A 14823-nucleotide genomic window follows, 5' to 3' on the forward strand; every position below is an offset into this window, starting at 1 on the left:
ACCTGCGTACTTGTAAAAGCGGATGTGATGGAGTGGGTTAACGCTGAATATCAGGAAAACTCCATTCGTAGTGATTGGGAAATAATAGGTTTGTGAATGAAAGCGAGATGCTGATGTCCAGCGATCGCACGTGATGCCACCAACCAACAGGTACAAAAATGACTTCCCCCGGCTCTAATAACACATCGAGTATTTTGACCTGTTTGAATAATGGATAGCGATCGTAATCAGGGTTGTCTAAATCAACTTCGCTAAAAACTCCCTTGTAGTTATAGATTAAATGGTTGTAATAGGGAGGGATCATCTTCCATTGTTTGCGTCCATAAACCTGTGCCATCATTAAATTGACGGGATCGTGATGCAGGGGTGTAATCGTACCCGCAGGCCCAAGCCAAAAGTAGGTTTTGCCTTTTGTATCGTTTGGATCGAGATATTCGGGAAAGAATTCAATCTGTTCGATCAGACTTCTCATTTCTTCGCGATCGAGATTGTGGTTGTTGGCAACCATATAAAAATCATTGGTTGAACTCGCACTGACGATCATGTCAACGTAGTCGCGCATGAGCAGATTCTTGCGATGGCGATCGACATTAATTTCATATAAGGCATCGGCATTTCTGTTGGTTTGTACTTCAATTTCGATGTCCCCATAGTTAGCCTTTAGGTATTCAGGACTCCATAGAGATAACGCCGGCCAGTTATCCATCAGTCCAGTCAAAATCACGGGGGTACTGGTGGCGTAATAATTTTCTAAAAACTCCTGTCGCGTGAGTTTGTCTCGACGCTCTATTTGCTGTTGTTTGGGCGATAGTTCCGCTAGCTTAATGCTGACATTGGCGTGAGATTCGAGCTTTCTAAGGGCGTCGGCAAAGTTTCTGCCTGCTTGAAAATAGGGATGAGTTATAACAATTTGTAACTCTTTACGCGCTGCAGTGGCATCAATGCCATGCTGAACTAGAGTTTGAATCAATGAATCATCATCCGCCCCTAACAGTTTATTCTCCACAATCCATCGTTTCCAGTCATCGGTCAGAGGCTTAGAGGTGACGACAAAGGGATTATATTTGAGGGGACTAAATTCTTGAGTGCTCAATTGATTGAAATAAGTCATAGTCTTTAGCGCTGCTAACTAACTGTTACTTTAATTCACTAATTCAAAAGATTTTGAAAAGATTATGTATATCAAAATCAAAGGTATTTTTATCCGAGTCATCCTACTGGTTCAGCTAGCAGTTTTGTTACTGGGCTACGGTTTTCTCGGCTATTACTTACGCTTTTTGTTTCGTGAGAGTCGTTTCCTTGACTGCCTGCTTTTGCTCAGTATATCCCTAGCAGCAACCTGGGCGATCGCCTTTAATCTAGGGGGCTTGATCGCAATAGCAGCAACGGCTCTAATCGCTTTTCTCTATGGTGGGCTTGTTCCTAGTGCGATCGCGACGGGTGCTGCCAGTGCATTTCTGGTTTTTTGCCTTTGGGGAGACGATTATGAGGAGCCCGATCGCAAAGATGAAAACTTAAATAAGCTCGATTGGTTGGTAACAATCATCACGATCGCTTTTGCCGCCATATTTGCCCTACTCCTGGTTGATTCTGCCCCGACGGTCTGGATTTCCTATCTATTGGCTGGAGGCGTGGCAGGGGCTGCTGCTACGGTGGGGTTGCAGACAAAATCTGTAAATTTATCTAGATGGAAAACGGTTGTGCTTTTGCTGGTTTTGGCTGTGGTTGGCCTCGCGATCGGTGGAATTTTTGACTCATTTTGGTTTTCTGTTAGTTTCCGCCGATTTTCCTAAAAACACAAAAATCCTAAAAAAATCTATACATATTAGCAAGACAGTGTTAACTTTGCTGAGTTGTGTGGGTAGCATCATGGCGAAGGGCTAGCCACACGAAGGTAGCCAACATATTTTAATTAGCAGTCTTGCTTTACTTTTTGTTAGCAGATCTCCTAAACACTGACAAACAATAACGGGTTAATCAACGGGTTAAAGGCATGTCAAACCGCAATCAGAGAAGCATCAATCAATTTTTTGCCAACTTTATTGCAAAACTCAGAAAGTGGTTGATCAAAATTGGCAGCCCATTTCGTATTAGTCGCCGATTTGTCCGCAGTCTTTTAAATCAAAGCAAGCGCGGTACGGCGGGTTTTGTGTTACCTACCACAATCATCGTTACCCTTTTGGTAACTTTGCTGGTAACCGTGATGATTGCCAGATCTTCAGATCGTGCCAAAAGTGCTGCCAGCGCTCGTGTTGACGAAGTATTTAGAAGTGCAGCCACTCCAGCTCTAGATCGTGCTAGAGCCAAGCTCGCCCAGTTGATTGCTGACCCTAACCTGCCGCGATCGACGCCCTCAGATACGGATTTTTACAACCAGATTAACGGTAACCCCACCTATACCTTTGGGGACGAAATTCGCTTACAGATATACGACGATATCGATAAATCAGGTGCCATTAATTCCACCGCTGGTGGACGCAGTGTAACTTCTATTCCACCTAGCGAAACTGCCAATACAGTTTGGAAATTCCCGATTGATACGGATGGCAACGGTAAGTTTGACACCTATGGACTTTATAGCATTCTATTCCGCACGCCCGCAGGTGGTGCGTATCCCCCATCACGCTCGGTTAGTTATCTAGAGGCTCGCTCTAGACCTATGGATACGGGCGCAGTTAGTGGTGCTTGTGTGGCGGCCGCAGCTGCGGGGCAGGCTGGTGGTGGTGGTGGTTGGGAAACCCAAGGTAGCCAAATCAAAAAGAGCTTCTTTATCTATGCGGTGACTATTCCCATCACGCAGATCCCAGGTGTTTCGACTTCGATTTCCACAAATCCTGCTTTCGATCCTGCGCGATATGAGGCGATCGCCAGCGACCTTAACATCAACCAATCATTTAATGCAGTTGAGTTACAGCAAGACCGCTCGCGCAAACCTCTTAATAACAACGCAGTTTGGTTTGATGGTGACCTTGAGCTAGCCCGTAGTACTACATTTCGCCTCAACGGTCGCGTTGTCACTAACGGTAATCTTTTGGCTGGTGCTTATACATCCAGTTCTACGGCTGTTAACAATACAACCGATGCAACGGGTAGCGTCAATTTTTATCAGGTCAGCGACCCAGGATCCTGTAATTACAACGAGCAGAATGCCAAAGTTACGGTAGGGGGAAATGTCGCCGTAGGTGACGCCCTTAGCAGCAACACCGCTTTAAATGGCGTAAACTACCATCTGTTTAAAGGTGTTCCGGGTTCGACAGTCAATCCTTCTACATTCAGCCCTAGGGTTATTACGGGTGGTCAAGTGACCGTTAGTGGTACGGGTACAGTTTCAGCCACCAATGCACTTCAAACGGTAACCAATGTCGGGCAAGAAGTGGCATTTAATGATGCCGCACTAAATCAGCGCCTCAATGTCCTCATCCAAGGGGCTTTCTTACGGTGGCCTACCGCCACGACACCCCCACAGAGTTGGCCTTTGCCAACTACAGGGGTACCAAATGACCCCCGTTCAGTGGTTCAGGCAGTTGAAGCTCGCTTAAATACCCAATCCCTCACTTTGGGCGCATCTACAGGTACGCTCACCACGGCATCTTCATCTCAAATCGTTGATGCCTATAACACGGAGTATGAGGCATATTTTAAAACCCTCGTTCGCAAAGTTCCATTTAAAGAGGTCAACTTTAACGATCTCACGGGTGCAGGATTAGATAATGCGCTAAAAAATCCTTCGGGGGGTAATTTTGCGGCTGCTACGATTTTTAGCGGGACGGGTTCAAATGGCAAAATTATTACCACGCCTGACTTTGTTTTAGTCCCTCCTCTAGTTTGGCGACTCCCACTGGATACGAGTGGTGCTGCCTATACAACTGCACCTGGTTCCTATGTAGATAATGCCAAGGGCTTACCTGCGGGGAATACAACAACCGATCTACAGCTCCGAATTACTGGAACCAATCTCTCCCTCCCTGCTACACAACCTGCACAGCAAAAAGTCGATCAAAAAGAGAATCTCATTGGCGATCGCATTTTGGTTGGGAATAACCTCCCTGCCCTGTGGTTAAACGGAAACTCTCTGATCGCCGATCAGGCAACTCCTCACTACATTGCCAATACACCATCGGGTATCCAGTGGGATACGACTGGTGCGGGCAATAACGATCGCTATCGCAACACTCAAATTAGTACGATCGTTGACTTGGGTGATGTGAGTCGTGATGGTTACTGGGAGGTCAGCGCCGCCGCCAGCCCTGTAACCGCTACTTCTCCCAATACGACTACTCCAACCCTTGGTGGCTTACGCGTGATCACAGGTGCAGGGATCTACGAGCGCAAGAACTCATTTTTGCCTGCCCCGCCTCGGTTGTCTGCTACAACCAATTCCGTTTTGGATGTTATCGAAAACTCGATCAAATCGATTACTACAGGGGTAGATGAGTCTAAGTTCCCCGTGGTTTGGTCGGACAAAATGCCCATGTCTCCTGGGGATGTTTTACCTGACGGTACACCTCTGGCATCTGCGTCAACCACGATCCTGACACCCAGCGTCGAAAATGCTACCAATGCCAACAGGAACCTTAAAGGCGATTTGCGCATGCGTGCCTCTGTTGCCTATCACTACAAATTTACCAATGGGACGACGCAAAACCCAGTGGCTTGTATTGCCAACTACTATGACCCTACCAATAGCACCACAGCACGAAATCTAAGTGGTTTGCCCGATGTTAGCGGTGTTGTCGATTTACCTACTGGCTCTCCTCCTACCTTTGACGGTACGCCAGATATGATGGCTGATGGTAAGGCGCTTAACCCTGTATTTAATTCAAATGCAGGGAAATCAATTAACGGCATTGTCTATCCGCCCCCAGCTACTACGATTGCAGGTTTGGGCATTAATACGGGTGATGCCATCAAACTGGACTCCACCAATGCAGCTTTTATCGGTGCTGAGCCTGCATCAGGTGCTTGGGCTGTAAAAGATCAGTTGATCTACGAAGCAAACTTGGTCTTTCCCGATGGACGGTTTGTGAATGCTCCGCTCAGAAGAGCCTTAACTCGTTTGAGTTCAGCAGGTGGGATTGCGAACTTGACCCTAGCGGATGAGTCAGCGATTCATGCCGCCCAGTGTGGTTTGCAGGTTTTAGGCTACGATTCTGCTGCTTTGGTTTCGAGCAGGACGACGACTCCCGTTGCAGGCATTTCGCTACCCCATGGAGCGATTAAAGAATCTTCCTTTTTAGATGCTCGTGAGGTCAAGTCGATGACCCGCAACGAAAAGACTATCAAAGCGGTGGGGCCAGACGGTATAGGAGGCACTGCTGACGATACGGCTACCAACGATCTCGAAATCGAGCAACGCCAACCTCTTGAAATTAGAGTAACTGACCTCGATCTCAACCTGTTGCGTGGTGCTGTGGCAACGGGTGCGGTCAATAGTGCGTCACCCGGAGGGGTTCCCACGGACTATATGCTGCCCTATAGTGGCTTGGTCTATGCCAGTCGCGATGATGCGCTCTCCGATTTGAGCGATACTTCTACCTCGCTGACTCTCCGCCAAAGACTTAGTCCTACAGACTTTTTGCTCGACCCGACCCGTCGTCCTAATGGCATTCGATTGATTAACGGACGCAGATTGTGGCGAGGCACGGGTACGACGCAACCTTCACTCACAACTCCCCCACAGTCAGATACTAAGTTTGGCGAAAAAGGTATTGTGATGGTTACCAATACCCCCGTTTATATCAAGGGTGACTTTAACCTCCATATTAGAGGCACGACTTCTGTAGAGGAGTTTAATACGGCTCTGGCATCTGACTGGTCAAACTTTTATACGCGCAATGGTGGAACTACGAAAGCAGCGGGTGCAAACCTCAACCCTAACTTTGCCTGCCGTCCTGGCTCTAGTTCTACTTGCACCCTTGGTGATGAATGGCGATCGGCAACGATTATTTCAGATTCAACCACGATCGTTTCTGCACCCGCTAGCATTGGTTCTGGCTCTGGCTCCAATGATGGTTTCCGCGATCAGGGTGATTACGATCTCAGAAATAACATTGACACCTCTGTAGACAACTCGATCAGACCTGTGGGAATTAGCTCCTACAGCCTTGCCAGAAAGCGCAGTGGATTTTACAACAATAACTTTATTACCAGTGCCAACTGGATGGATGGCAGCGGTCTCGCCTCTGGCAGTCCTTACCCCAACAACAATCGCAATACCTATCTGGCAAATGGCGTTACTCCCGTTCAGCGCCGTCTCGCCTTCTCAGAATATGGCATGGAAATTTGCCGTAAGCTGCCTGTTTACACCTGTCAACCCTCAGATTGGCAAAAGCTCCGCGCTGGCACGACTACGCTACCAACTGCGGCTGGTACGCCCGTAGGTGCGCCACGCTATATCGCCCCGACAGATAACCGCTTTGCCCGTCGTATGTCTTTCTTGCGCTATGACGACATCTATGGTGATGGCAACGAGTCTCTGGTTATGGTGCGGCAGTGTAATGTGCCTGGTAGTACAACTGCGCCATCGTTCGATACTGGCGGGGTACTTATGGATAACATCCGCGACGATCTAAATGTTTGGCCGATGCCCCTTGGCGTTGTGGACGGTAATCTACTTACAGGCTACACCTATCCCCAAGTGATGGCGAACACCACTGTCAATACGAGTACGCCTTTCTCGACCAATAACGCCAATACGCGCTATATGTACGGCGATGTCGGTTGCCCTCCTCCCCCTCCGCCTAGTTCGCCCACAATTGATATTGTGAGTGACGCTAACGTGGTTGAAGGTAGATACCGCAATATTCCTATCTTTAGTGGCGATCCGAGTACCAATTTAGTGGGACCATTGCCTCAGCCTGTATTTAGTGGAACTAGTGGCACTACCAACAGCACAGGTAATAGTACTGGTACTGGTCTACCCTCCACAACTGCACTGGCTCGTACCTATAACTCAAATGTAACTGCCGTAGACGATACTAACCCACCACAGAATGTTGGAACGCAGGCTGCTAACCTCGCCAGCAATTTTCTTTATACCTCCCCAGCCTCTAGCAATGCTACAACTGCGCCTAATCCTAACTATGCACTGAATTCTGCTGGAACCGCAACTGTACAAAGTCCTGCTGTTTACAGGCGTTTTGATTTTGTCGTTCGGGTGAATAACTGGGGTACTAGAGATACATCCCAGCCAATTCAAGTTCAAGTTGATACGGTGAGTAGTACATCACCAACCAGTAGTGGTGCCACGGGTATCACGGTTGGTGGCAACCCAGCTACCCCGGGTGCTTGGAATGGTGTGGCAGTATTCCCCGCGCTCAACCCACCCACGCTAGTTCCAGCGAACACAACTGGAGTTGACTATCTCAACACGGTGTTTAGTGCCAAAACCGCCACCGATAATGCAGGTTGCCCTGCCTATGGCACGCCGATTCCCTTTGGTACTGTGCCCCTGCCCAGCGGTACGCCATCGCCATCGGCTCCAACGATTACCTTCGATACGACCAATGCTAACTCTACCTGTACGGTTACAGTCTTGGTGGTTAGAGACAGTGCTGATGAAGTCGATGATGAGCGCTTTGGTCTCAGAGTCTTTAACGCTGGTCCTCCCAATAAAGCCACCATCCTCCAACAACCGCCTACAACTGGTTTTGGGCTTGGTTCATCTACCGATCTGCGTCTTGGCAGAATCAGGACACGCGCTCAGCAGCAATATCAACCGCCGACACCTCCTACCGCTTGTCCTACGGGCAATGTTGGTGGTAATGCCGGTGCCAATGGTTACCCCGGAGACGACGCGGCACAGGGAGCCGATATCCTTGCGGTTGCACCGACACCATGTCCAACACCAACACCAACACCAACACCAACACCAACACCAACACCTACGCCTACACCAGCACCTACACCTACACCTACTCCAACGCCTACACCTACTCCAACGCCTACACCTACACCTAAGGGTGGTTCGTTGACGCCACCAGTCTTTGCGCTCGTGCCCACACCAAGAACGCCTATGGCAGCTATGTTGCCTTTGGTGGGTGATTCGGGTCATGCTGGGGTCGTGAATGCAGCGACAAGTGCATCCCATGTGGCAGCCGCCTATCCATCCAATCTAGATGCAGCTAGCACTGCCACATACACGCAGTTTAACGGTACAAGTAATGCCGTTTATGGCGGTACGAGTCCAGCCAATGCGCCTCCATTTACGACGACCCTGCCTCTAATTAATGCAGGCCAAGGGGTGGTATCGCCCGGTGGTGGTACGCCGCCCACAGGTACTGCACCCATCTTTAACCCCTCAGCGGATGGTGTGATGCCGATGCTGCCTGGTATGGATAACCGCAGGCCGAGAACTTTTTCTTCCGGTCCTCAAAATGGTTCGCTGTGGTACAGGGTTACAAACAATGTTGGTGACACTATAGGACGAGCCGAACGCCTTCAATATGGAGAAGACAAAAACCTCTGGATTGCCTCTAACTACAGCCTCGGTCGTTCTGGATTGGTCAATGGCTCTCTATTCTTACCTACCCCATGGAGTCCTAGTCGTCTGGTTTTACCCCAAACGGCTTGCATAAGTACTCAGACTGCGGATGGTGGTAGACTTGCTAACCCTGCGGTGGTTGATTGCTTAAAAGGTGCCAACATGACAACACCCACCAATAACACGCTCGTGGGTACGGCAACGTCGGGCGTGATCAACCTCAACCTACCGATCAATACGAACCAAGAAGCAGCATCGAATTATCTAGCTTGCAACTGGCAAGGTTATAGCGATACGAATACGTTACTTGCAAATACGGGTGGTATCAGGCGATATCAGGCTGAGACGAGCTTCTTAAGAGGTGTAACAGCCAGCGATCTTTGTCCTACGGCTGTCAGTGGTAGTGCGCCAGTGACGCCTCGCGATGTCATTAATGACGCCTATACCAAGTTCGCGGCTCTAACCCGTACATCTCTGCTTGGTTCTGGCCCTGCGATTACGCTTACAGCTTCGCAAGCGGTTAATGTGATCGATGCCATACCTGCTGGTGCGGGTCAACCTGCCGTACCCAATAATACAACCCTCACGCTGGTTGCCAGTACTACGGTTCCCGACCCGATTTTTGTGATTCGTCTCAGACCCTTTAGCGCGACTACGACCAGCTCATCGCTTGATGCCCCTCTCAGTGTGGCAGAGGGTACGCTCGACGGCTTGCGTGTCGTGTTGAATGGCGTCGATCCGAACAGAGTCTTTTGGCTAGTGCCTCCGGGTGACTCTACGGCTACGCCGAAATTCTCGACCCTGACGATTCAGTCGATCGCCACGACTCCCGTGGCAAGACGAGATAGCCTGATTGTGGGTAACTTTATCTCCAAGTTTACGAGCAATGCTGGTACGGCACTGACGCCGGGGCAAGGGGTAAATGGCACATCAACCTTAATGCTGATTAAGGACAACTTCTCAGACTGCGAACAGCCAACTCCGCTTGCTGGGCTGAGTATTCCTACTTCGCTGCGTCCGTTTGCTACCCCAGACTTTACCAATACCTATACGCCTAGTGGTGCGGGACCTGGTGGCAATGCGATCGACAGATGTATCTCGTTGCGAGGTGTGCGGTTCTTAGGCTTTGAGGCAGTTCGACCTGATATCTCTACCTTTGACTTTAATCGCAATGGTTCAACTGCTGATACCAGCGATCTAATGAAAAATGTCGTGGTTACGGCTATGACAACGGTCGATCAGCCCCTTGTCGTCCCTGTCCTACAGTTTCATGCTCCTGAGACGGTGCCTACTAACTCTTCGGTTATGCCGCAGCCAAATACGGCGGCTGGCACTACAGGATTTATTAATGGTCCCGCAGGCAAGTGGACAGAACGAGCTGCAAACACCGTCGTTAATGCCTACTTTGTTTCAGGCAATGTGCCCTCGCGATCGTTCTTGAGCTATAGCACCAGTGGTCTACCCCTGCCATCAGCTTCCCCTGTTACCTCAAATACCTATGCAACGGCGGCTCCTGTCACGCTGACGGGCAGAGGTGATAGCGGCGGAGGTTTGCATAACTTCATTCGCTTTATCGAAAACTGGGCTGGGACAGTTGGAGGTGCAACGACGCCTAGTAACACAATCAGTATTGCTGGCGGGTTTATTCAAAATGGTCGAAGCGCTTTTGCAACCGCACCATTCTCTAGTACAGCACCCTACAGAGATATGAACGATCTCTACTCTAGTGGAGATCTCTCTACCATATTTGTCGATCCTGCGCTGATCAACTCGCCACTGAGTACCTATAAACGTTTTTATATGTCTTATACCGAGTCAGCTCAGGCGCACTATGCACCACCTACTAGGTCTTGGGGGTATGATGTCGGAATTTTGACGCAGGCACCTGACTTGTTTGCCTTGAGGTTCTCAACTGCGGTATCGCAAGCCAATGAGTTCCTTAGAGAGGTCGATCGCGCCGATCCTTGGGTACAAACGCTGCTCTGCGCTACCCAGCCAGCATCCTTGACCGCAGCTAATCGTAATGGTGCAGGCGTTGCTGAAAATGTTTACTCTGCCTTTGCAATTCCTGATAAACGGCAACGTCCGACAACCTGTCAAACGACTACACCGCCTATTCCTACTCCATAATGCTTTGCCTTCCTCTGGCTGATGCTGGGGGAAGGTATTGATATTAAGCTACATATGCAGAATATCTAAAAAATTGCTATAACTGTGGAAAAACTACCAATCTTTGTTTTGACCAACTACTCTTAATCTGGTGTCCCGCTATGAAGACTACTTATAATCTGAGCAAATGCAATCAACCTGCTTTAGTTTGCCTAGCCAAAAAAGTCTCAAGTAGGCAAGCCCAAAAGATTTCTAATCAAGCAGGTTTTTCGATCGTTGAGTCTCTTGTGGCAGTTGTGGTTGTCAGCATTTTATTGGCGGCAATGGCTCCATTTTTAGCGTTTACAGCGAATGCGCGGGTTCAAGCGAGACGTATCGATCAAGCCACCCAAGCTGCCCGTGCTTATATCGAAGGTGTGAGAGCAGGTGCAATTCCCGTACCCAGTCAGTTTAATAACGCTCAATTTAATAACCCTGCTACCTACCCTAATCTCAATGTCGGCGTTTTGACCGCTTTACCGACGGATCCAGGTACTTTGATTTCCACAGATGGAAAACCATTTAGCACTTCTAACCCCCAACATTTTGTGATTCAGCCCTTCCGCAGTGCTTGTATAACACCGCCTTCGGCGGCGACTTGCGATAATACGAGCACTGGTGCAGCAGCGATTAGAGTGCAAGGCTATCGAATTGGGGTAAGAGTGTATCGAGCCGATGCCTTTAACAGTTCGACAGGGGCGCTAGGGTCGGGTTCGACGGTTGTAACCCTGCTGGCGCCGGTCAATGCATCAACTGGTGCGAGTTATATTCAGTCGGGTCTTTCGGGTACACTAGGCTCTCAATCGCGTCCGCTTGTGGTTATGCAATCAGACGTTACAGCAAATAGTGTTGGGGGGTCTACAAGTACGAGTTATACCGACTATGTAAATCGATTTGGCAATTGATGGTTTAGACCTTTCTAGCTCGTAAATCCGTTATTGAAATCTATGGTTAAGTCTATGCAAAAACAGCTAAATAACTTCTTCCGTCGTTTCCTTAACAGACGCTACAGGCTAAGAGGTCAGGTTCGAGGGTTTACCCTTTTGGAACTCTTGATCGCAATGGTCATGGGGGTTTTGATTGTGGGCACATTGATGACCTTTGTGTTTAGCGTTGCTGACACCGATCGCCAAGAAGCTGCCAAAGCCGCAAGCCAAGAAGAAATACAAGCTGCCCTTGATTACATCGCCGATGATATGCGCGAGGCAGTTTATATCTATGACGCCAATGGGCTTAACTCGGCTTCTGCCGCAGTTCCTGGAATTAGAGATTCCTTGCCAGCGTTTGCTAACACTCCAACCGCAGATAGTGGCGAACCTGTGCTCGTGTTTTGGAAACGCTATGTTTACAAGAGCACAGACACAGTTACTACGCCAAATGGTCAACGCCTAGTGGCATGCTTACCTCATGCCGTATCAACACCAACGGCTAACTGTACTGCAAGCGATATCTTTCGCTACTCTTTGGTGGCTTATTACATTGTTAAAAGTCCTAACAATGCTGCTCTTGCTAGACCTTGGTCAAATTCTGCCCGAATTGTCAGGTTTGAGCTTAAAGATGGAATTAGTACGGGTACTGGCGGCAGATTGCCATGCGTAGAGACCGTTGTAGCTAGTTGTCCTGCTGTTACAACTGTAAGCGCTATTGACTATTACGTTACTCCTGACACTGCGTTTAAACTCTTTAGTTTAAGCGGTAGTGGTACGGTTTCCGATCAGATGAATGCTTGGTCGGCTGGGGGCGCTTGGAGTGCTGGTAGCGGATTTACACTCGTAGATTTTATTGATGACACGGCTTATAATGCTACGCCTTACACCCCCCCTGTGATTATTCAAGACAATACGATTGTGAATGCAAACAATAGTAGCCCTGCCACGGCAACGGGTTGTAATGGTGATAATGGTACCGGCTCGAATATTACTGGGTCGCAACGCGTACCTGGCACATTTAATACAACAAGTCCAGCGGCTAGCCTGACTAGCTTTTATGCCTGTGTCAACTCTACTAACTCCGTAGCTCGCATCTATATTCGTGGGAATGCTTTAGTCAGACTCAATGACAATCGTGCGATCAAGTTTCCCAACGCAAACAATACGCCTTTTTTACCTACGGCAAATATACAAGTGTATGCGCGTGGTGTGCTAATTCCGGGCTAAACGTAATGGAGATTTTATGAAGAAGTTTTTCTCATTCAGATTTTGGAAGTTTAGATTTGGGCGTTCGTTAAAACGTAAATATCCTAACTGGTCGCTTAGCAGGGCTGTATTTGGGTTTACTTTGATCGAACTACTTGTGGTTATGTCAATTGTGGCTGTGCTTGCTGCGATCGCAGGTCCCTCGTGGCTAGGTACGCTAAATCGCCAAAGACTAGGCGAATCGCAAAACCAAGTTTATCGGGCGATCAAAACTGCCCAAGCCAATGCCAAGCGAGATAAAATGCTTTGGCAGACTAGTTTTCGAGATTCTCCAATAGATGGTAAAACAGCTCAGATTGCTGTCCATAAGGCTTTTCCTTCGGGTTATACAGCAACTGCGGCTGATATCAACGGCTTGCCTTGGGAATCGGTGGTCTCTAATGTAGTCATCAATACGGATGTCAATTTCACCACTGCTCAAAAAGTAACGAGTCCAACGACTTACTATTACCTTCGGTTTGATGCTAAAGGTCAGGCTAATGAGTTGGGCAGAGTCACCTTATCCTATGGAGATCAGTCTGGAGCAAGAGCCTGTGTGATTGTGAGTACTCTGATTGGTGCAGTTAGAACTGATTCCGATACGAACTGTAACAAGCTAGTTGTACCCTAGTGTTCATCGACGATTCCTTGCAGGATGCATACTGCCGCGTCCGTCAGCAGTTTGACTACAGTCCCTATCCGCGTGTCGCGATCGCTACTTCAGTCAAAGCGCTTACACACTTATTGTTTCCTGCTTCGCTGACGACGGCAAATTACCTGCGCGATCGCTGTATCGTCTACTCAGAGGGTAAACAGATCTTAGATGTTGGCTGTGGCAGTGGTGTGACTTCGTTGGTTTTGGCTGAGGCTAACCCAGGGGCAAAAATTGTGGGAATTGATATTTCCCAAGCCTCGATTGAGATGGCAAGGCAACGCCTGCAATATCATGGCTTTGACCATGCCGAGTTTCATGTGATGGGGTTCGAGGAGTTACCCCAACTCAATCAGAAGTTTGACTACATTAACTGTGACGAAACCCTTTACCTCCTGCCCGATCAGGTTGAAGGATTAAAGGCAATGCGATCGGTTTTGCAGCCAGATGGAATGCTCAAGGCAAATCTTCATAGTTTTTATCAGCGCATTGAGTTTTTTCGGGCTCAAAAACTATCAAAACTGCTGGGTTTAATGGATCGAACGCCCACAGATCGTGAGTATTCGATCATGAAAAGCGTGATGGCTTCTCTGCAAGATACGGTGCTATTAAAGTCTGGGACTTGGCTGCCTGCTCCCAATCATGATGATGAGTTTATGCAGGCAAATTACTTTTTGCAATCAGACAAAGGCTTTACGATTCCTGAGATGTTTAGCTTGCTCCAACAGTCAGATTTGCAGTTCGTTAGCATGGTGAATTGGAAAGGTTGGGATCTAGCAACGCTCTTCGTTGAGAACCAAACGGTTCACCCCACTGAGGCGCAAAAAATCCCAGAATATTTGGCACAATTCCTTGCAAATGCAACGACCGAGCAGAAATTACACTTTTACGAGTTACTAAACCCCATCCATCGCTTGCTAGATTTTTGGTGTGGGTTAGTGCAACCATCCACAACTACCAACGCTTCCCCCGACCAGTGGCAGCGAGAAGATTGGGGTCGTGCTACAGCCCATCTCCATCCTGTCTTAAAAAATCAGGTTCTCAGCGAAAAAATAGAGCGATCGCTCGCCTATCTTCAGCCCTTTGACATCATCGAGCAAGGTAGCTCCAAACCTCAACATTCTATAAACACAGCGATTTGCTTAAAGCTTTTATGGGATGGTGCCAAGACCATGGGGGATTTGGTGGCAGCATGGGGCAAAATCAAGCCGAAAATTAACCTAAGAATGCGATCGGCAATCTGTGCCAATTTAGAGGTAGGTGATTTGTTACCTGAAGCGATCTCGGAACTAGAAGCTTTCACGGAGGTTCAACAAACCCTAATCGATCTGGAATCAGACAAATTCGTTTTATTAGAATTGCGATGA

7 protein-coding genes are annotated in these 14823 nt (G+C 48.4%); 6 read left to right on the plus strand and 1 reads right to left on the minus strand.

Annotated elements, in window-relative coordinates; all coding sequences use genetic code 11:
* Positions 1 to 37: 37 nt before the first annotated feature.
* Positions 38 to 1111 (minus strand): cupin-like domain-containing protein, encoded by a 1074-nt coding sequence (locus tag V2H45_RS08640; RefSeq protein WP_330483231.1) that lies wholly within the window; start codon positions 1109 to 1111, stop codon positions 38 to 40.
* A gap of 64 nt (positions 1112 to 1175) precedes the next feature.
* Between V2H45_RS08640 and V2H45_RS08645 the strand changes: the two genes are divergently transcribed.
* The 6 genes from V2H45_RS08645 (at position 1176) to V2H45_RS08670 (ending at position 14823) form a co-directional block, all read left to right on the plus strand.
* On the plus strand, positions 1176 to 1793 hold the full coding sequence (locus V2H45_RS08645) for a hypothetical protein (protein ID WP_330483232.1): 618 nt from the start codon (positions 1176 to 1178) through the stop codon (positions 1791 to 1793).
* A 200-nt stretch (positions 1794 to 1993) separates the two neighbouring features.
* Positions 1994 to 10612, plus strand: coding sequence for a hormogonium polysaccharide biosynthesis protein HpsA (hpsA, locus tag V2H45_RS08650; RefSeq protein ID WP_330483233.1), 8619 nt, complete (start codon positions 1994 to 1996; stop codon positions 10610 to 10612).
* Positions 10613 to 10752: 140 nt separating this feature from the next.
* On the plus strand, positions 10753 to 11535 hold the full coding sequence (locus V2H45_RS08655; protein ID WP_330483234.1) for a prepilin-type N-terminal cleavage/methylation domain-containing protein: 783 nt from the start codon (positions 10753 to 10755) through the stop codon (positions 11533 to 11535).
* Positions 11536 to 11589: 54 nt separating this feature from the next.
* The gene (gene hpsC, locus V2H45_RS08660) at positions 11590 to 12786 is read left to right on the plus strand and encodes a hormogonium polysaccharide secretion pseudopilin HpsC (protein WP_330483235.1); all 1197 of its coding nucleotides are present in this window, start codon (positions 11590 to 11592) and stop codon (positions 12784 to 12786) included.
* 16 nt (positions 12787 to 12802) lie between these two features.
* Positions 12803 to 13435 carry a pilus assembly FimT family protein gene (locus V2H45_RS08665; protein ID WP_330483236.1) on the plus strand — a complete coding sequence of 211 codons (633 nt, stop codon included), beginning with the start codon at positions 12803 to 12805 and terminating at the stop codon, positions 13433 to 13435.
* Complete coding sequence (locus tag V2H45_RS08670) at positions 13435 to 14823, plus strand: class I SAM-dependent methyltransferase (protein ID WP_330483237.1); 1389 nt, start codon at positions 13435 to 13437, stop codon at positions 14821 to 14823. Before V2H45_RS08665 ends, V2H45_RS08670 begins: the two co-directional genes overlap by 1 nt.

It is taken from the genome of Tumidithrix elongata BACA0141, from assembly GCF_036349135.1.
Taxonomy (GTDB): Bacteria; Cyanobacteriota; Cyanobacteriia; order Pseudanabaenales; family Pseudanabaenaceae; genus Tumidithrix; species Tumidithrix elongata.